The organism is Flavobacterium sp. RSSA_27, assembly GCF_051547125.1.
Classification (GTDB): domain Bacteria; phylum Bacteroidota; class Bacteroidia; order Flavobacteriales; family Flavobacteriaceae; genus Flavobacterium.
The window spans coordinates 83,655-104,250 of sequence record NZ_JBPTTN010000001.1 but is presented as its reverse complement, the minus strand read 5'-3'; the positions used below and the strand labels follow the sequence as shown (position 1 = coordinate 104,250).

Sequence of the window (20,596 nt, the reverse complement as noted above, 5' to 3'; positions counted from 1 at the left end):
TTATTTTACAAATTCGTGAATTCGTGGCTAAAACAGAAAATCAATAAATGAGTCACCTTCCATATGAATGACTTATCTTTGCGGTTTTATTACGACTATGAGTTTTACATTGCTTTCTTCCCCTTTGCAAGGATTTACCGATTTCCGATTTCGAAATGCACAACAAAAATATTTTGGCGGTATCGATACTTTCTATTCGCCATACATTCGATTGAATGGAAAATTAGTCATTAAAAACTCCTATCAAAGAGATTTACTTCCCGAAAACAATGTTACGATCGAAGTAATTCCACAAGTAATCACAAACGATGCCGAAGAATTTTTATTTGTTGCCCGCTATGTAAAAGAATTGGGTTACAAAGAACTCAACTGGAATTTAGGTTGCCCCTACCCGATGGTCACTAAATCTGGAATGGGTTCTGGACTCATCAGCAATACCGAAAAAATAAATCAAATACTCAACAGAGCGCATACCGAAACCGACATCATTGTTTCGATGAAAATGCGTTTGGGCTACGAATCGCCACAAGAAATATTGGACGTCCTTCCTATTTTGGATCAATATCCCTTAAAAAACATTGCTATTCATGCCCGTTTGGGAAAACAATTATACAAAGGAGGTGTTGATTTGGAAGGGTTTCAAAACTGCATTGACACTACAAAACATAAACTATATTATAACGGCGACATCACTTCGGTAAAGCAATTTCAAAAGATGCAGCAACGTTTCCCAACTATCGACCACTGGATGATTGGTCGCGGGTTGATTGCAGACCCATTTCTTCCCAATATGATCAAAAACAACACTTTTGAATATCCAAAAAATAAAATGGAAGTGTTTAGTCAGTTTCATGATACACTATACGAAGGCTACAGCGAATCCTTATCTGGTGCGACTCATATTCTACTGAAAATGCATCATTTATGGGAGTACTTTTCGGTACTTTTTTCCAATCCGCATAAAGTGCATAAGCATATCAAAAAAGCCAAAAGCATCAAAAATTATGAAGCTACAGTAAAAGAAATTATTGCTAAAGAGCCTTAATTTTACCGCAAATTCGCAAATTATTTTTTTTTAAATTGTTTTGAATTGAAACACGGATTTAGCAATATAAAATTTGCGAATTTGCGGTTCTTTTTTTTGCAAAATATTGAACTTTCCAAAAAAAAAAAGAGAGCTTGCTTAGCAAACTCTCTTGACAATTAAATTACCAAAAAACAAATATTAAAAACAAACTAACTTTTTATCCAATTCACAATTTTTGGGTCGGTTGGCAACGTAGTTGGAGCAATTACATCAACTAACTCTCCCTTTTCATTCAATAAGTATTTTTGAAAATTCCACTTTACCTCAGAATCCATTAATCCGTTTTTAGCTTTTTGAGTCAAAAACTGATATACAGCACACATATCACTTCCTTTAACAGAAACTTTATCCATCATAGGGAAAGTTACCCCGTAATTTTGTTGACAGAATGTAGCAATTTCCTCTTTAGTTCCAGGTTCTTGTGAGGCAAAATTATTGGCAGGAAAACCTACAATTACAAATCCTTTGCTGCTGTATTCTTTATATAAGGCTTCTAAATCTTTGTATTGAGGTGTCAAACCACACTTGGAAGCAGTATTAACAATCATTATTTTTTTTCCTTTTAACGTAGCAAAGTCAAAGGTTTCACCATACAAATCAGTTACTTTGAATTGATAGATGGTTTCTTTGGCAAGATTGGTAGTCATAACTGTAGAATTAACTTTTGAGGTTTGTGCTTGATTTTGACAACTAAAAAATAGTAACACTACGCTTACTATTGAAATTAAATTTTTCATTTTGAAATTTTTTATAAAAATAACTATTTTTTTGTTTCAAAACTAGCTTAATTGACTCAACAAAAGTTAATTTTTTACAAAAAAAATCAGCTGACGTTGTATCAGCTGATTTTCATAATAAACCTATTACAATTATTTTTTGTAATACTTCTTATATTTTGGATACGTTAAAGCTCCAATGAATGTAATGGTTCCTAAAGAATACCAAATCCAACTTAAGGATTTTGCTTCACCACTCGCATAAGAATGCAAGCCTACCAAGTGGAAATTTACCCCGTAATACGTGAACAAAATCGAAAGAAATGCATACATGCTCATCAAATTAAAGACCCATTTTCCTCTTAATGAAGGCACGAATCGCATGTGGATTACAAAAGCGTACACCATAATACTGATCAAAGCCCAAGTTTCTTTTGGATCCCAACCCCAATAACGGCCCCAACTTTCATTAGCCCATTGGCCACCCAAAAAGTTTCCTATCGTTAGCATCACTAACCCAATAGTTAAGGCCATTTCATTAATATACGTCAACTCTTGGATGTTCAAATCCATCTTGGTTTTGTTTTTGTCATTAGTAAAGAAAATCAATAACAAAGAAACAAATCCAAGAATCATCCCTAGTGCAAATGGTCCATAACTCGCTACAATTACGGCCACATGTATCATTAACCAATATGAATTCAAAACGGGTTGAAGATTGGCAATTTCAGGATCAATCCAATTGGCATAAGCGGCAGTTAAAATCATTGCCGTAACAAAAGCCGAAGATGCTACAGTTAGTTTAGATTTTCGGTCAAAAGCCAATCCAAAGAACATGGTAGCCCAAGCAATATAAATAATTGATTCATAAGCGTTACTCCATGGCGCGTGACCTGAGATATACCATCTGGCAATCAATCCTAAAGTATGCAAAGCGAATAAAACACCAATAAAAACATGGAATCCATTAATTACTATACGCAACGCTTTTCTATCTTTAAATATTTGAATGATAGTAAAAATCAACATCATAACAGCCGCAAATAAATACAAATACGGTAATTTCTGAAAAACATCATATTTGTTATAGGCAATTTCAAGGTCGATTTTTTCTTCGGTAGGTCTTACTTTGGCACCGAACTTCTTTTGATATCCATTAATACTTTCCAACAATTCATCGGAGGTATCATACGATTGGGTTTTAATGGCAGTATTCAAGGTGCCAAAATACAAAGGCAAAATGCTTTTAGTATAGGTTGAATCCATGCCTTTCAATCCTGCTTCATTCAATTCTAAGTAAGAAACCCATTTTGAATTTTCATGATTAGGAATTGGAAAAATTTTCAAGATGCGTCCACTCAACGCCGATTCCATCAAGTTGACTTTTTTATCGGTTTCGATAAAATCTTTTTCGAACTGATTCGGGTTTGCAGCTTTGTAAGCAGCATCCAAATAAGGAGACAGTTTGTAATTTCCTTTTTCATCAAAAAATTTGATAAATGGAGCAAATTTAGCTTTGCTATCAATACCGATAATTTTACGAATACTATCGTTTCCAGATTTAATATAAATCAAAGGTACTTCCAACCAAATATTCGCAAATTGTGTCATGGATAAGAAAACCTGATCCGAATTCATTCCTTTAAAAGTGTCTGAATGACTCACCTTTCTCAACAATTCAGACGAAAATGTATTGATTGGTTTCATCCTTCCACCTGCATCTTGAATAATCAATCGTCCAAATTTAGCCGCATGTTCTGCTTTGACAGTATTGGTTTTCAACAGCGCATCCAATTCAGCTTCGGTTGGCGAATTTCGGGTATGCATTACAGCTTGTTCGTGATTGTGTCCATCACCCTCAGTATGATTATGTCCTTCATGACTTTGTGCAAAACCTTGCCATCCAAAAAATAACAAGAAGATAGTAATTAATTTCGCTTTCTTATTCTTTACTATTTCTAGTTTTCTTTTCAAATCGCTAAAACGTGAATGTTTGGTAAATAAAATGGCCATCATGGCAAAATACAATAAAAAGTAACCCAAATAGGTGATGTTGGTTCCCCAGAAATCATGATTTACGGAGAGCACTGTTCCTTTTTCATCGGGATCAAAAGAGGATTGAAAGAAACGATATTGTTGGTGATCCAACACATGATTCATATAAATACGGGCATCAAAATTTTCATTGGAATCCAAAACGGTAACTTGACTCTCAAAAGCCGAATAACTCTTTTCTGTTCCAGGATATTTGGTGGCAATAAAATCGTTCAACTTCACTTTGAATGGCAATTGGTATTCTTTGCTTCCGTAGAAAATAGCAAAATCTAATTTTCCGATTTTTACGGTTTTAGGTTCACCTACTTTTCCTTTGGAGCCCAAAATCGTTAGTTTTTCAGTCTTTCCTTGTGAAGTGATGCTCAATACTAAAGCATCTTCATGATTTTTGGCTTTAAAATCATTATTCGATTCATAAGCAATTACCCCTCTAACAGCTGGTTCTGGAAATACAATGCGCTTCTCACCAATAGAATATAATGAACGTAGCATCAAGGGTTGCACCACATCTTTACTTACTTTTCCTTGCAACTTATCGGCCATGCGCATAAAGTTACCTTCAAAAGGAGTTTGAATAGTATACTCTTTTCCTGAAGTCGTAATATTGATTGCACCTTCGGTAAATTTATTCAAAGCATACAAAACATTGTGAATGTTTTGTACTTCGCCTTCTTTTATGAAATGCTCTTCTCGCCCACCTTCACCAGCTTCTACTATTTTTAGATACAAAATTCCTTTAGGATCGGGTTTGATGTATTCTTTGGCTCCCATGATAAAGTTTTCGTACTTGACTTCGAAAGGAATATCGGCAAATTCATTAGCAATCGAAAAATCATTGTTGGTTACTGGAGACAATAACACTGGTTTTTCGAAAGTACGACGTCTAGGTTGTCCTTTATACTCGCCATCAACAAATACAGTAACAAAGGTTTTGTCGGAATAAATACGGCTTTCCGCTGCTCCCTCTCGGATAGGCATCATCCCTTCGTAACTGATATAACGAGTAATAAAAGCCCCAATGATGATAAAGATAAAAGCCAAATGAAGCAGTAATGTAGCCCATTTTTCTTTTTTTAATAATTGGTATCTTTTGATGTTTCCGAAGAAATTAATCAAGAAAAACACATGAATAGCTTCAAACCACCAAGCATTGTAAATCCATATTTTTGCTGTATCGGTATTGTATTTACTTTCGATAAAAGTTCCTGTCGCCATGGCTACAGCGTAAGCAATAAATAAAACAGCCATCAAACGTGTAGAAAATAAAAAGGAGTAGTATTTTTTATCCATTTATGTTATGAATTGATTTTGTAAAAGTGTCGCAAAAGTACTTAAATATTGTTGATATGAAACGAACACACTTGTTAATTAAATCTAAAATTAAGCCTCAAATGCAAGTTCGAAAACGATTGAAATTGTTAGAAGCAACATATTATTTAAGACAAAACAATCCCTTTTATCACTCTAAAAAAATCACTATTTTTGCGAGATGATCAAAGTAACTCTTATTGGTGCTGGCAACATAGCACAACATCTAATTTCGACATTTCTAACCACAAAAGGAATAGAAATTGTACAGGTTTATGCACGAAACACTACTACAGTAATTCCTGAATTGGATTCAAGAAAAATTATTTCGAAGTACTCTGATTTAATAGAAGCTGATCTTTATATCGTTGCCGTTTCTGATGACGCCATAGCTCATGTGTCGGCACAATTACCTTTTGAGAATCGCTTGGTTGTACATACTTCTGGAGCAGCTCCTTTAGAATTTTTGAATAACAAAAATAGAAAAGGAGTTTTTTATCCCTTACAAACATTTACTAAAGGAAAACCAGTAAACTTCAAAGTAATTCCGATATGTATTGAAACCGCTACCCTAGAGGATTATCCCATTTTAGAGAGAGTTGCAACTGCCATTTCAGACAATGTTCACGCTATTAACTCTCATCAACGTAAAGCATTGCATGTGGCTGCAGTTTTTGTAAATAATTTTACCAACTATTTATATCAATTAGGTAATGACATCTGCAACGAAAACCACGTTCCGTTCGACATTTTAAAACCTTTAATACTCGAAACTGCGGAGAAACTCCTGACTTTATCCCCAAAAGAAGCTCAAACAGGGCCTGCTAAACGCAATGATATTTCGACCATAGCGGCGCATGAATCTTTTTTATCCAATGAAAATCAATCCACTATTTATAAAATTTTAACCCAATCTATACAAAATCATGGCAAAAAGTTATAAAGAAATAATGAATGATATTACTACGTTTGTATTTGACGTAGATGGCGTACTTACTGATGGTTCTGTGTTTGTAAATAACGCCGGCGAAATGCTTAGGACAATGAACATTCGCGATGGCTACGCATTAAAAGCAGCCGTTGACAACGGCTATAATGTTTGTATTATTTCAGGAGGAAGCAATGAAGGCGTTCGAGTGCGTTTGAGAAATTTGGGCATCACCGACATTCATTTAGGTACTCCCGATAAAGTGGCTACTTTTGATGAGTATACCGATGTTTATGGTATCGCACCCGAAAACGTTCTGTACATGGGAGACGATATTCCTGATTACCACGTGATGCAATTGGTAGGATTACCTACTTGTCCTCAAGATGCAAGTCCAGAAATTAAAGCCATTTCAAAATACATTTCACATAAAAATGGCGGAAAAGGTGCTGTTAGAGATGTCATTGAGCAAGTCATGAAAGTACAAGGGAAATGGATGGAAAGCTTTGATGGAAAACATGATTAGAAGTTAGATATCAGAAGTTAGATGTCAGAAGGCAGAAAATAGAATTAAAAAACTAATACTGAAGTTTCAGAATCAAAATCCAATTCAAGATTATAAAACTAAAACCGTCCAAAAACAATGAAATACCTCCAAGTAGTACGTTACCAAAATTTACTGTTAGTCGCGCTTATGCAAATGATTTTGCGTTTCGGTTTTTTAAAAGAACAAAATTGCAGCTTGGCTTTATCCAACTTTCAATATGTTTTGTTGGTTTTAGCCACGCTTTTCATTGCGGCAGGTGGTTATGTCATCAACGATATTTTTGACCAAGATACTGACGCCATCAACAAACCCGAAAAAGTAATTATTGGTAAAACCATCAAAGAGAGTCAAGCGTATAACTTGTATGTAGTTTTAACCATTATTGGTGTAGGTATTGGTTTTTATCTTTCGAATGTGATTGACAAACCTAATTTTGCCGCATTGTTTATTTTGATAGCTGCGACACTCTATTTTTATGCTACCACTCTAAAACAAATGCTTTTGGTTGGAAATATCATTATTTCATTACTATTAGCTCTAAGTGTTTTGATTGTTGGAGTTTTTGATTTATTTCCTGTGACCTATGCAGAGAATCAACGACAAATGATACAAATTTTCAGCATACTAATCGACTATGCTTTTTTTGCCTTTATGCTTCATTTGATTCGAGAAATGACTAAAGATTTAGAAGATATAGAAGGCGATAAGCAACAAGAAATGAATACGTTAGCCATTCGTTTAGGTATTTCAAAAACGACCAAATTACTAGCCATTTTGAGTCTGATCCCAATTGGGTTGTTTCTTAACTATATCTATCGCTACTTTATTTTGAATGATTTGCATCTCATTACGTTGTACAGCTTACTATTTATCATTGCTCCTTTTTTGTATTTTACCATAAAAATAACAACTGCAAAAGTCAAAACTGAATTTCACCATTTGAGTACAGTTCTAAAATGGATTGTGTTTTTTGGACTCTTTCTATTGCCTATTCTTACTTACACTATTCAACACCATGCTTAAAAATAAATTAGCTCCGTATCGTATTATATTGGCTTCGGGATCGCCCAGAAGACAACAATTTTTTAGAGATTTGGATTTAGATTTTGAAATCCGAATCAAAGAAGTGGAAGAAATTTTTCCTACTACTTTAAAAGGTGAAGAAATCACCAACTATCTATCGCTACTGAAAGCCAATGTATTCGAGGGTGAATTACAAGATAATGACCTTCTGATTACTAGCGACACTATTGTTTGGCACAAAAACACCCCATTAGGAAAACCTAAAGATGCTCAAGAAGCCTTTGAAATTTTGAAGTCGTTATCCAACAACACACATGAGGTCATCACTTCGGTATGTTTTAAAACGAAAAAGAAAACAGAAGTCATTTCTGAAACCACAAAAGTCACTTTTAATGCATTGAGTGACGAAACCATTCATTATTATTTAGACAATTACCAACCTTTTGATAAGGCGGGAGCTTATGGAATTCAAGAATGGATTGGTTACATTGGTGTTTCTAAAATTGAAGGCTCCTATACTAATGTCATGGGATTGCCAACTGACAAAGTATTTGAGTATCTTAGTCAACTTTAATTTAACTCCTATGGATTTTTTAAATCATTATCTAAAAGAAGAAATCAGCACATTGGTCTTGTTGGTATTCGTTTTTATTACCCGTGCTTTGGTGACAAAATTAGTAAGGCGATTTGCTAAATCTAGTGAAATTATCGAGAGACGAACCAATTTAGTCATTAAATACATCCATATATTAATCCATATTTTGGCCATCATTACAGTGATTTTGATTTGGGGCGTACAAGCCAAAGATATTTTTATTACCCTTTCATCTATCGCAACAATCATTGGTGTGGCAATGTTTGCACAATGGTCTATCTTGAGTAATATTACTGCTGGCATTATATTGTTTTTTTCATTTCCATTCAAAATTGGTGATGTAATTTTAATTCATGACAAAGAGTATCCTGTCGAAGGCGAAATTATTGATATCGGTGCCTATCATGTTACTATCCGATCTAAAGAAGGAGAAATGGTTATTTATCCAAATAATCTCTTTTTTCAAAAAGGTATATCGATTATCAAAAAAGGAACAATAGAATCTCCAGCTGAATTTACCGATTAAAATTAAGCAAGGTTAACCTTCAATTAAGTTATACAATTACTTCAAAATGCCTTTCAACCATTCAAACAAGGTAGTATATACTTTTTCTCTGACTTGCATTGGAGACAAAATTAAATCGTGCATTCCACCTTCTATAGCTATTATAGTACGCTTTGGCGCAAGAATTTTTTTGGCTCCATTTATGATATCTTTTACCTGTAAAATAGCATCTCCTTCAAAGTAAGAATCACACCATTTTTTAGAGTAAATAGATTGATTAGAATGCATTATTAGAATTGGTTTTGCAACAATTACTTCTTGCTTCATTGCCAAATGACCTTGATGTATGGCATTAATCCAACCTGCATTTAAGGCTGGTACTGAATGGGGTTTCCAATTGAGATTATACTCCCACTCTCCTTTTTGCTCTTTATGCAAACTGTATCCGTACCATTCAGAAAATTTTCCTGGAACCAATACATTTGGAAAAAGCTTACCTATGAATGCAACAAACGGTATTACTATTTTTTTTTGATACTCTGGCATATTCATATCATAAAACGGACTATTACAAAAAACAACGTCAAATTTTTCTTTACCAATTCTTTTTGAGGCATATAAAGTAACCAGTAAACCGCCTGTTGAATGCCCCGATAACAAAATCTGTTCATTACCTTCTTGTCGAATTATGGTTAAAGCTTCATCCAAATCGGAAAAATATTCTGTTAAGCTACGCATGTTATTACTCTTCTGATGGAGCAAAGTAGAACGGCCATATTTACGTAAATCAATAGCATAAAAATGATACCCTTTTTCATTAAATCTTTGAGCCATCTCCGACTGAAAGAAATAATCATTAAAACCATGTACATACAAGACCGCTTTGGTGCTGGGCATACTGCACTGTTTTCTGATTACAGTTGCAATGACTTTACCTTCATAATCATCGGGTTGGTCGATTGTGGTATACTCAAATCCGTCTCCTAAACAATCAGAGAAATATGTAACGTCTTTCATAAACATAGAATAAGAAGAGCTTCTAAGTTAAGAATTATCTATGGTTAAACATAATCTTTTACAAAAACACACAAGGCAAACGCATGAGTTTAAAAAAATAAAAACTAGCCACAACCCGAGCGTTATCAAATTGGCGGAGCAATTACACAAACTAACACAAATTAGAATATTATAAATAGCAAAAATCCACCAAAGAAAGATAAGATTTGTGTCATTTAAATATTAATAACACAAAAAATAGTACTTAGTAATATTGTTTTATCTAACACTTTTTTAATCTTTTAAAATCAGTGAATTAGCGGTAAACAAAGTTAGCCAAGCTGCCGATTCTATCTAACACTTTTTTTAATCTTTGAAAATCAGCGAATCAATGGTAAACAAAGTTAGCCAAGCTGCAGTCAAAGTTTTTTTACTTTCTTTAAATTCGTGGCGAAAAAATAAATGGTGCGTTTGCCCTACCAAAACACGACAATCCAAAACATTAACATAAATTATCCAACAACACAAAAAGTATATTACTATTTTTGAAACCTATCATTAACAAAAAAATCTATGCAGCAGTCTATAGTTAAAACGGCCTTCCTTTTATTACTATCCACTTCCTTAACTTTTGCACAAAAACCTACAAAACTTAACTCGGTTGAAATTCACAACCAAATTCAAAAACTCAATTTTCTGGGTTCCGTACTTTATGTAGCGGCTCATCCAGATGATGAAAATACCCGATTGATTTCCTATTTAGCCAATGAAACCAAAGCCAGAACCGCCTATTTATCTTTAACTCGAGGTGATGGAGGTCAAAATTTAATTGGTGCACAACTGCGCGAACTGCTTGGGGTTATTCGTACGCAAGAATTGATCGAAGCACGAAAAATTGATGGTGGAGAGCAACTTTTCTCTAGAGCCAATGATTTTGGTTTCTCCAAAAATCCTACCGAAACCTTGGCCATTTGGGAGAAAGAAAAAGTCCTAGCCGATGTAGTTTGGGCAATTCGTAAATTCCAACCCGATGTAATCATCAACCGTTTTGACCATCGCTCTCCAGGAACGACTCACGGACATCACACCGCATCAGCAATGTTGAGTGTCGAAAGTTTTAATCTAACCAATAATCCTTCTGTTTATCCGGAACAACTTAAATACGTTCAGCCTTGGCAAGCCAAACGCCAATTCTTTAATACCTCATGGTGGTTTTATGGTTCGCAAGAAAAATTTAATGCTGCAGACAAAACTAATCTAATTGCGATGCAAACTGGGGTTTATTACCCAAACATCGGAAAATCCAACCAAGAAATTGCTGCATTGAGCAGAAGTTCTCATCAATCACAAGGATTTGGAAGCACAGGAACTCGAGGTGAAGAAACGGAATACTTAGAATTTTTAAATGGTGAAAGAGTCCCTACAAATGGATCTCTTTTTGACGGAATTGATACGAGCTGGAATCGTGTTAAAGGAGGAAAAGCCATTGGTGAACTCCTTACTTTGATTAGCAAAGAATTCAATCATAACAACCCTTCGGCTAGCATTCCAAAACTAGTTAAAGCCTACCAAATGATGTTGCAATTAGACGAAAATCATTGGTCAAAACAAAAAGCAGCCGAAACCAAAAAAATTATTGCAGCCTGCGCTGGATTATACCTAGAGGCCGTTGCTCCAACTCAAGAAACGACGCCTGGAAGTAGTTTGAAATTAAAGATAGAAGCCATTAATCGCTCTACAATTCCAATGGTTTTAAAAAGTGTGACCACATTACCTAACCAAAGCACAACGGTACAGAATGCAACTTTACAACCTAACAAACTACTCAACTTTGCTCTTGATTTGCAATTACCAGAAACTATAGCGTACACGCAACCGTATTGGTTGGCTGAAGAAGCTACTGTGGGAATGTACACCGTTAGTAATCCTACTGAAATAGGACTACCTGAAAAAGAAAGAGATGCCAAAGTCGTGTTTACCGTAAGCATTGAAGGTGTTGAAATTCCCTTTGAACGTACAGTCGTTTACAAATACAATGACGATGTAAAAGGTGAAATGTACAATTTCTTGGATATCGTTCCGGAAGCCACATCATCCTTTACCGAAAAAGTTTTGTTATTTACCAATGAAAAAAGCAAAACCGTTGGCGTGAAAGTCAAAGCTGGTAAAGATGCGGTTAAAGGAATCTTACAGTTGGAATTAGGAAAAGATTGGAAAATAAATCCCGCTTTTATCGAAGTAAATTTGGATAAAAAAGGAAACGAAAAAACCGTTTATTTTACCGTGACTCCACCTAAAAACAATCAAGAGATGGTAGCCAAAAGTATAGTGGTTATTGGTGACAAACAATTGAACAAAAGCCAAATCAATATCGATTTTAATCATATCACTAAACAACAAGTTCTTAAAAATGCTGAGGCTAAGTTCTTGCGTGTAGATTTGAAAACCAATAATGAAAAAATCGCCTACATTATGGGCGCTGGCGATGAAGTTCCAGCAAGCTTAGAGCAGATGGGCTATCAAGTAATTATTTTGAAACCCGAAGAAATCACCCCTGAGCGTTTGGCTACGTTTGATGTGGTGATGACAGGAGTTCGAGCCTACAATACTGTTCAGGCTTTGGCCAACAAACAAGCGCTTTTATTTGAATTTGTCAAAGAAGGCAAAACAATGATTGTTCAGTATAACACCACGGATGATTTGGTGACACCCAACCTTGCTCCTTATCCGCTAAAAGTTTCTCGTGACCGAGTAACGGAAGAAGATGCAGAAGTTCGTTTCTTGGCTCCTAACCATCCTATTTTGAATTACCCAAATAAGATTACTTCCAATGATTTCAAAGGCTGGAAACAAGAACAAGGATTGTACTATCCAAATACGTTTGATGCTGCCTTCACTCCTATCTTATCCTCTAGTGACAAAGGTGAAACTCCAAAAAACGGGGCTTTATTAGTAGCACCTTACGGAAAAGGCAACTATATTTACACTGGATTAAGCTTTTTTAGAGAACTTCCAGAAGGCGTTATTGGCGCTTTTAAATTGATGGCCAATACCATTTCTGTAAAATCAGAAACCAAAATGCCTGCTCCAAAAATTAACAACTAACCCCACACTATGGAACCCAATAAAGAAAAAATTTGGAAAAAGGACTACACCTATGTATTGGTGGCCAATATAGTCTACATATTGATTTTTTGTCTTATTATGAAATTATACGCCTAGCTCATGCAATTATTTGATTGGATTATTTTATTGACCACCCTTTTATTCATTGTCATTTATGGCGTTTGGAAAACCAAAGGAAGTAAAAACGTTGAAGATTTCATTTTAGGTAATAACGAAACGCCTTGGCACGTAGTTGGTCTTTCTGTGATGGCAACTCAAGCCAGTGCAATCACATTTTTATCCACTCCTGGGCAAGCGTATCACGATGGTATGGGTTTCGTACAGTTCTATTTTGGGTTACCCATCGCAATGGTGTTAATATGCGCGACTTTCATTCCTATTTATCACAAATACAAAGTCTATACAGCCTACGAGTATTTAGAAAAACGATTTGATTTAAAAACACGTTCCTTAGCTGCGGTTTTGTTCTTAGTACAACGCGGATTAGGTACTGGATTGACCATCTATGCACCAGCTATTATTTTATCGGCTATATTAGGTTGGAATTTGACCTATATGAACATTTTCATTGGGATTTCGGTGATTATTTATACTTTTTCTGGAGGAACCAAAGCCGTAAACGTGACGCAAAAGCAGCAGATGTTTGTGATTATGTCTGGTATGTTCATTACTTTTTTCCTGATTTTACACTATTTGCCCAACGATATGACTTTCTCTAGTGCCTTGCACATTGCAGGAGCCAATGACAAAATGAACATTGTAGATTTTTCTTTTGATCCAGAACAAAAATATACGTTTTGGAGTGGGATTACAGGAGGCTTTTTCTTGGCTTTAGCTTATTTTGGAACTGACCAATCACAAGTAGGACGGTATTTGTCTGGAAAATCGGTTCGAGAAAGTCAGATGGGATTGATTATGAATGGGCTCCTCAAGGTACCGATGCAATTCTTTATCTTATTGACTGGTGTTATGGTTTTTGTCTTTTTTCAATTCAATCCTGTTCCGCTTAACTTCAATCCGAATAACAAAACGGTGATTGAAAATTCGAAATACAAAAAGGAATATCAAGCCTTAGAAAACAAACTTAATGCGCTTTCTGAAGACAAGAAAGTAATTAATCTTTTGTACATCGACCAATTGAATCAGGATTATGACAATCCCACTTTGCGCAAGGAATTGGTAGCTTTATCAAATAAAGAAAAAGATTTACGCGACCGCGCCAAAGACATTATTTCAAAAGCAGACCCCGATAGCGAAACCAATGATAAAGATTATGTCTTTTTTCATTTTGTACTCAACTATCTTCCCAAGGGTTTAATTGGTTTGCTATTGGCAGTAATTCTTTCGGCAGCTATGTCTTCGACTGCTTCTGGATTGAGTGCTTTGGCTTCAACCACAGCAATTGATATTTACAAACGCAATCTGAAGACCGAAAAATCTGAGACTCATTATTTGAATGCTACGAAGTTTTTCACTTTGATGTGGGGCGTAATTGCCATACTTTTTGCTTGTATTGGCACCTTATTCGAGAACTTAATTCAATTAGTAAACATTATTGGTTCTATATTTTATGGCACTGTACTAGGGATATTCTTAGTAGGTTTTTTTATAAAAAAAGTACAATCACAAGCGGTGTTTTATAGTGCAGTAATCAGTCAAATTACGATTTTTATCATTTATTATTTTGCGATTTTCATCTATCCGAGTGGCGAAGAAAAATTAGGCTACTTATGGTTGAATTTTATAGGTGCACTATTGACGATTATTCTTTCTGTAGTGATTCAAATGTTTAGTAAAAAAAAATAGCAATTGAAAGCAATTAATTTATTAATAACTTCAAAAAAAATCCCGCTCTTTTTGACAAGAACGGGATTTATTTTTTTTACAATAAAGGGAACTACTTTTTACTCCACTCCGCAATACTGTCTTTGTTCATTTTTACATAATCTTGATTTTTTGCGGCTTCCGCAGCTGCAAGAGATTGTTTTGCTGTTTCAATAGCTCCAGCTTTATCTCCTTGTTTGGCTTGAATCAAAGATTTTAAACGTAAATACCAAAAAGGTTTTTCTTTGCTCATCTCTAAAGCTTTGTCAATATATGTTCTAGCTTTTACTATATCGCCATTAGCTTGAAAAATATATTGTGCTGCTGAGAAATAATCTCCTGCAGATGGACCTGCTAAAACCTTTTCAATACTCGCAGTTGCAATTTTCTCTGTTGGCACTTCAAATTTCATTGATACTGAAGAATTTTCCCAAGCCAAATCCAAATGCCCTGAATTCAAATCTAAATTATTGATTCCGATAGTGAAAGATTCTACTGCTTTTGGTAAAGCTTCTTCTTTTACAGTAGTTCTCAAAGCCACATTAGCTTCTTTGAATTCTTCTGGTAATCCCCAGTTGTCTGTAGTCGTATAGAAAATAATTTCCCAGCTTTCGATTTTTGGAATCGTATACAAAGCATATTTTCCTTTTTTCAAGGTTTTACCATCAATCACTACATCATCTGAAAATGAAATCGTAGTGTTTGCGTTTGCCCCTGTTCTCCATAATTTTCCAAAAGGAACTAAATTCCCAAAAACGGGTCTTCCTTTGGCAGCAGGTCTTGAATACACAACTTCTACATCCGTTAAACCAACCGTTTGCATAATAGTAGCTTTCGGACTTGGTGCTGGTGTTTTTACTTGTGCTTCAATTGTGAAATTAGCAATAAAAATTGCTAAAGCAATAATAATTTTTTTCATGTTATTTTTTTAAGTTAGTGGCTCAAATTTACAAATAAGAAGCTTTTGATTTGTTAATTTTATTATAATTTGAATCCGAAATTGGAAACCGTTTTTGCATTAATGGCATTAAAATCGTTTATCACAATATCTGCTGTAACTAAATCTTGGTCTTTAGAATGAAAACTCTGATAACCAACACAGAAAATGCCAGCGGCATTGGCGGCTTTTACTCCATTAGTACTGTCTTCAATAACGATACAATTTTCTTTTGGAGCAGTTGATAAACTGGCTGCGTGCTCAAAAATAGCTGGATGCGGTTTGGATTGTGGAAAGTCTTCACCACTCACAATATGAGAGAAATATTGATGCAAACTGAAACGAGTAAACACTCTATCAATCGTAACTTTTGAAGCTGAAGAAGCAACGATTAATTGCATTCCGTTTTGATGCAAATCTTTAATCAAATTTTCAACACCATCCAATAAAGTCAAATCTTCTTTGGTATCAAAGGCGTCATTGAAACGGTTGCGTTTTTCTTGAATCAAATGTTCTACTTCTTGTTGTAGATTGAACTGATTTTTCAAAAATTGAAACGTATTGCGAGTCGAAAAACCAGTAAAAGAAGTATACATTTCCTCGGAAACAGTAATATTTAATTCGTCAAATAGTTGGTAATAAGCATAACGATGAACAGGCTCTGTATCTACAATTACACCATCCATATCAAAAATTACAGTTTGTATCATATTTTTTAAGTTGCTAAGTTGCTAAGAAGCTAAGTTTCTGAGTCGCTTTGTTTGTATTGATCAAATTACTAATTACTAGGTACTAAGGACTAATTCTTCAGTAAATGGCGAATAACAGTCTCGGCAGCATGCAATCCAAAAAGACCTGGCATATAGCTATTGGTTCCGTAAAATGATTTTTTAAAATTGGAGCCATCTGTTAATTTCAAACTCGTAGGGTCTTGAATTTCTGAAGAGAAAACAACTTTCAATTTGAATAAATCATGTTCTTTCAGACGTCTTTTGATGGTACGTGCAAAACTACAATTGATCGTTTTTGAAATATCAGCGACTTTTACTTTTGATGCCTCCATTTTGCCACCAGCACCCATACTGCTTATAATTTTTACTCTATATCTTCGAGCACCTAAAATTAAATTGATTTTTGGAGTAACACTATCAATACAATCTAAAACATAGTCATAGTCATTGTTTACAATTTCAAAGGCTCTCTCTGGTGATAGAAATTCTTGCACTCTGGTAAGGTTAAGTGCTGGATTGATGTCCATTAATCGGTCGCCAACCACAGTTACTTTGGGTTGCCCTACAGTGGAATGTAAGGCTGGTAATTGGCGATTGATATTGGTAATATCTACCACGTCTCCATCTACAATGGTCATATTCCCTACGCCTGCTCTTGCCAAAAACTCGGCGGCAAACGAGCCTACTCCTCCTAGTCCTACGACTAATACCTTAGCGTTTTGTAATTTTTGTAATCCTTCGGCTTTAAATAAAAGCTCGGCTCTTTCTGTCCACTCTGCCATATTCTTTGTTTAAAGTTATTCTTTATTGTTTTATAAACATTTAAGTCATTTTAGTTTTTAATGTTTATTATTTAAATCATTAAAAAGGGCATAAAAGTGAAACTTTAATGCTTTTGAAAGCTTAGGTATCAATTTCAACTTTTAAACGATTACTAAAACTTTCAATGACTGATATGTTTCTTTATTTTTATTTGAATCTATTTTTAATTTTTTTAATGTTTCCAAAAAATCCCCAATTTTCCCTTCTAGCCCCGGTAGGAGCGGCATCCTTTGCTTTTTTTCTTTAAATAAGCAAAGATATAGCGGATAACGGGACTTTGCTGGCTAAAATGCCTATTTTTTCTGCTCCTAAAAAATCATTTTATCAAAAATCAATCGAGAGTTAGTCCGAAAACTTGCTTACTATTTGCGTTGATTTGTTGTTGTATGGCTTTGACAGTTGTGTTTTTATACTGGGCGGCCAAAGCGTAGACTTCCTCGATTCCGTTTTCGATAGTATCGGTTTCTAGAAAAAACTGATGGTCTGGCACTTTTTGAAAAACGCTTGCCAAGGCTGGATTTTGAACCAAATACTTCCCAAAAGACAGATAAAATCCATTGTTGAGTAACGATTGTGCCACGGTTTCGTTCTTTGAGAATCCGTGAATGAGTAGCGGAACGCTGATTTTTAGTTTCTTACTACTAGCTATTACTTCCTGATAGGCCGCCACGCAATGAATCACCACGGGTTTGTTGTACTTTTGCGCTAGCTGCAATTGTTGCTCAAAAACGGATTGTTGTAACTCGAACGGAATGGTAATTCGCTTGTCTAAACCGCACTCGCCCAATGCCAAACAATTGGGGTCTTGGAGTTGTTGCTCGATTATTTCTAAATCGTTTGCTAGCCGCTCCTCCACAATATACCAAGGATGAATTCCTATTGAATAATAGGGAAAAGAGTTCTCGAACTCATTAGGGTACTGATTGACCAACTCGATTCGGTTGGAATTTTGGGTGGCTTTGTGCGTATGTAAATTGAAATACTTCATTTAGTCGTGAAACTTTTTTACTCCTGCATTTATGGCTACTGGCAAATCATTTTCAAGCGGTACTATGGGGCAAGAATATTTGTGATTATAAGCACAATATGGATTGTAAGCCGTATTGAAATCGATAAAAATGGTATCAGTTGTTGGGATTTTCAAATCGATGTAGCGTCCGCCGATGTAACTTTCTTTGCCGCAAGTCAGGTCAGAAAAAGGTAAAAACAAGTAGTCTACATATTCTTTCTTTTTGGAAAGTTCGATGTTTTGATAAATATTTAGCACTAAATCCTTTCCGTCGATTTTGAAATGGGCTTCTCCAAATTTAACATACAAAGGCTTTCTTGACGTAGAGGTTTTCATTTCGAACACCTTCTCATTCGGCGTACGAACGAAACGAGCTTCAATTTGCAAGTTGGAATTGTAAGGAAAAAAATCCAAGCTTTTGAAAACGGCTAAATCTTCTTTGAGCAAAGGACTTTTTTCAGCCGAAGCATATTCTGCATTGAGTTCTTTTTGAAATTTTTCTACGGCTTCGCTACCTTTTTGAGCTTGTCCGAAAGTCCAATTTGAGCAAATAATCATCAATACAAGCAGTGCTTTTTTCATTTTTTAGTCGTTTTTGGCAAAAATAACTTAAAGTTAGCAGTCAGCAAAGTGCTTCCAAACAAAGTTACTACCTTTGGCAAAACGAAAAAAAAGATGCTGACCACTGCCATTCAACGCTATTTTGACAATTACCGAGGTTTTTCGAGAGAAATTTGGATACTAACTTTGATGACTTTTATCAATCGAGCTGGAACAATGGTGTTGCCTTTTTTGTCCAAATACTTGAAAGAAGACCTTGGTTTTTCGTTTGGGCAAGTTGGTTGGATTATGGTCTGTTTTGGTTTAGGCTCTATGCTAGGTTCTTGGCTAGGTGGTAAACTATCGGATAAAATAGGTTTCTACAAAATAATGATTTTCAGTTTATTTACTACTGGCGTTTTGTTCTTTTTTGTGCAATATGTGACTTCCTTTTGGGGATTGTGTTTCAGTATGTTTTTTATTATGTCTATAGCCGATATGTTTCGACCCGCGATGTTTGTCTCATTAGGAACTTATGCCAAACCAGAAAACAGAACGAGAGCCTTGACATTAGTGCGATTGGCTGTAAATCTCGGTTTTGCAGCTGGACCAGCGCTGGGCGGTTTAATCATTATGGGAATGGGCTATCAAGGATTGTTTTGGGTAGATGGTGCTTCTTGTATTGTTTCTATTTTGATTTTTGCCCTTTTGGTAAAAGAAAAGAAAAGCACTATAGACAAAGAAAAACTGAAAGAAATCAATGCTACAAGAATCTCGGTTTTTAAAGACACAGTTTTTTGGATTTTCTTGTTTGTTTGTTTCATAACAGCGGTTTTATTTTTTCAATTGTTTACTACTTTGCCTTTGTACCATAAAGAACAATTTGGCTTGACTGAATTTCAAAGCGGATTGCTATTGTCGTTGAATGGATTGATTATCTTTTTCCTAGAAATGCCTATCGTAAGCGCTTCCCAACGCAAAAACGTGAACAAACTCAAAATCATTCTTTGGGGCTGCGTTTGTATGTCATTTAGTTTCCTAGCGTTGTTGTTCAATTTTTGGGTGGGCTTTTTAGTGATTAGTTTATTGTTTATCACTTTTGGAGAAATGTTCATTTTTCCTTTTTCGAATTCTTTTGCTTTGAGTCGAGCTCCCAAGGGACACGAAGGTCGTTATATGGCACTTTTTACGATGAGTTTTAGTTTGGCGCATATCGTTAGTTCCAAAACTGGAATGGATATCATCAGTCGATTTGGCTACCAAAACAATTGGATTTTTATGGCTTTATTGGGTGCGTTATCCATTTTTGGTTGTGTTTGGGTGATGCGATTAGTTAAAAAAGAAAACCAATAACCCCTTATTTTACTGCATTTTAAGATGGTAAAATTTTAAATAACTTAAAATTTAGTTAAATAACTATATTTTTAGTTTGTCAACTACAAAAATAGTTGTAGGTTTGTTTTGTCAATACATCAAACCTAATCAAGATGCAAAAATTAACCAACAAGGAAGAAGAAATTATGCACATTTTATGGAAGCTTAAAAAAGCTTTTGTAAAAGAAATTCAAGCTGAAATCACAGAAGAACAACCCCACTACAACACCCTTTCTACCATTGTCAGAAATCTAGAAGAGAAAGGATATGTATCGCACAACGCTTTTGGAAATACGCATCAATATTTCCCTGTCGTTAAGATTGAAGACTATCGCAAGAAATTTATGTCGAATGCTATAGAAACTTTTTTTGGCAGTTCCTACAAGAATATGGTATCGCAATTTGCGAAAGAAGAAAAAATATCTGCTGAAGAGTTACGTGAAATATTAGCGATGATAGAACAAAAATAAGTG

Annotated in this window: 18 protein-coding genes; 10 read left to right on the top strand and 8 right to left on the bottom strand. The window is 35.1% G+C overall.

The genetic code is table 11. The features are described from left to right. Positions 1–97 precede the first annotated feature (97 nt). On the top strand, positions 98–1,045 hold the full coding sequence (locus tag ACSVH5_RS00430; RefSeq protein WP_438059494.1) for a tRNA dihydrouridine synthase: 948 nt from the start codon (positions 98–100) through the stop codon (positions 1,043–1,045). Between the two features lie 191 nt (positions 1,046–1,236). On the opposite strand, the gene ACSVH5_RS00425 is transcribed toward ACSVH5_RS00430, so the two are convergent. Further along, a complete protein-coding gene (locus ACSVH5_RS00425; RefSeq protein WP_438059493.1) occupies positions 1,237–1,824 on the bottom strand; it encodes a glutathione peroxidase in 588 nt (195 codons plus the stop codon). Positions 1,825–1,956: 132 nt separating this feature from the next. Beyond that, positions 1,957–5,148, bottom strand: coding sequence for a cytochrome c biogenesis protein CcsA (ccsA, locus tag ACSVH5_RS00420; protein WP_438059492.1), 3,192 nt, complete (start codon positions 5,146–5,148; stop codon positions 1,957–1,959). 199 nt (positions 5,149–5,347) lie between these two features. On the opposite strand from ccsA, the gene ACSVH5_RS00415 reads away from it, so the two are divergent. From ACSVH5_RS00415 to ACSVH5_RS00395, 5 genes are all read left to right on the top strand, one after another. Continuing rightward, positions 5,348–6,109 (top strand): Rossmann-like and DUF2520 domain-containing protein, encoded by a 762-nt coding sequence (locus ACSVH5_RS00415; RefSeq protein WP_438059491.1) that lies wholly within the window; start codon positions 5,348–5,350, stop codon positions 6,107–6,109. Further along, entirely contained in the window at positions 6,093–6,620 is a 528-nt protein-coding gene (locus ACSVH5_RS00410; protein ID WP_438059490.1) for a KdsC family phosphatase, read from the top strand. Before ACSVH5_RS00415 ends, ACSVH5_RS00410 begins: the two co-directional genes overlap by 17 nt. 117 nt (positions 6,621–6,737) lie before the next feature. Next, positions 6,738–7,664: a geranylgeranylglycerol-phosphate geranylgeranyltransferase gene (locus ACSVH5_RS00405; RefSeq protein ID WP_438059489.1), complete on the top strand. Its 927-nt coding sequence runs from the start codon at positions 6,738–6,740 to the stop codon at positions 7,662–7,664. Then, entirely contained in the window at positions 7,657–8,238 is a 582-nt protein-coding gene (locus ACSVH5_RS00400) for a Maf-like protein (protein WP_438059488.1), read from the top strand. Before ACSVH5_RS00405 ends, ACSVH5_RS00400 begins: the two co-directional genes overlap by 8 nt. Positions 8,239–8,248: 10 nt before the next feature. After that, positions 8,249–8,785, top strand: a complete 537-nt coding sequence (locus ACSVH5_RS00395; RefSeq protein WP_438059487.1) for a mechanosensitive ion channel domain-containing protein — start codon at positions 8,249–8,251, stop codon at positions 8,783–8,785. A 36-nt stretch (positions 8,786–8,821) separates the two neighbouring features. Here the strand turns inward: ACSVH5_RS00395 and ACSVH5_RS00390 are convergent, their stop codons facing one another. After that, on the bottom strand, positions 8,822–9,781 hold the full coding sequence (locus tag ACSVH5_RS00390; RefSeq protein ID WP_438059486.1) for an alpha/beta hydrolase: 960 nt from the start codon (positions 9,779–9,781) through the stop codon (positions 8,822–8,824). 552 nt (positions 9,782–10,333) lie between these two features. On the opposite strand from ACSVH5_RS00390, the gene ACSVH5_RS00385 reads away from it, so the two are divergent. Both ACSVH5_RS00385 and ACSVH5_RS00380 read left to right on the top strand, forming a co-directional pair. Continuing rightward, on the top strand, positions 10,334–12,865 hold the full coding sequence (locus ACSVH5_RS00385) for a PIG-L family deacetylase (protein WP_438059485.1): 2,532 nt from the start codon (positions 10,334–10,336) through the stop codon (positions 12,863–12,865). Positions 12,866–12,985: 120 nt separating this feature from the next. Beyond that, on the top strand, positions 12,986–14,692 hold the full coding sequence (locus ACSVH5_RS00380; RefSeq protein WP_438059484.1) for a sodium:solute symporter: 1,707 nt from the start codon (positions 12,986–12,988) through the stop codon (positions 14,690–14,692). 91 nt (positions 14,693–14,783) lie between these two features. Here ACSVH5_RS00380 and ACSVH5_RS00375 read toward each other — a convergent pair whose 3' ends face one another. The 5 genes from ACSVH5_RS00375 to ACSVH5_RS00355 all read right to left on the bottom strand — a co-directional run bounded on the left by ACSVH5_RS00375 (position 14,784) and on the right by ACSVH5_RS00355 (position 18,791). After that, positions 14,784–15,629 carry a DUF2911 domain-containing protein gene (locus tag ACSVH5_RS00375; protein WP_438059483.1) on the bottom strand — a complete coding sequence of 282 codons (846 nt, stop codon included), beginning with the start codon at positions 15,627–15,629 and terminating at the stop codon, positions 14,784–14,786. 62 nt (positions 15,630–15,691) lie between these two features. Next, the gene (locus tag ACSVH5_RS00370) at positions 15,692–16,357 is read right to left on the bottom strand and encodes an HAD family hydrolase (RefSeq protein ID WP_438059482.1); all 666 of its coding nucleotides are present in this window, start codon (positions 16,355–16,357) and stop codon (positions 15,692–15,694) included. An 89-nt stretch (positions 16,358–16,446) separates the two neighbouring features. Beyond that, positions 16,447–17,160 carry a tRNA threonylcarbamoyladenosine dehydratase gene (locus ACSVH5_RS00365; RefSeq protein ID WP_438059481.1) on the bottom strand — a complete coding sequence of 238 codons (714 nt, stop codon included), beginning with the start codon at positions 17,158–17,160 and terminating at the stop codon, positions 16,447–16,449. Between the two features lie 371 nt (positions 17,161–17,531). After that, positions 17,532–18,188 (bottom strand): TatD family hydrolase, encoded by a 657-nt coding sequence (locus ACSVH5_RS00360; RefSeq protein ID WP_438059480.1) that lies wholly within the window; start codon positions 18,186–18,188, stop codon positions 17,532–17,534. Further along, positions 18,189–18,791, bottom strand: coding sequence for a DUF1684 domain-containing protein (locus ACSVH5_RS00355; protein ID WP_438059479.1), 603 nt, complete (start codon positions 18,789–18,791; stop codon positions 18,189–18,191). 93 nt (positions 18,792–18,884) lie between these two features. On the opposite strand from ACSVH5_RS00355, the gene ACSVH5_RS00350 reads away from it, so the two are divergent. Next, positions 18,885–20,102, top strand: coding sequence for an MFS transporter (locus tag ACSVH5_RS00350; RefSeq protein ID WP_438059478.1), 1,218 nt, complete (start codon positions 18,885–18,887; stop codon positions 20,100–20,102). Positions 20,103–20,236: 134 nt separating this feature from the next. Then, positions 20,237–20,593, top strand: coding sequence for a BlaI/MecI/CopY family transcriptional regulator (locus ACSVH5_RS00345; RefSeq protein WP_024982158.1), 357 nt, complete (start codon positions 20,237–20,239; stop codon positions 20,591–20,593). Positions 20,594–20,596 lie beyond the last annotated feature (3 nt).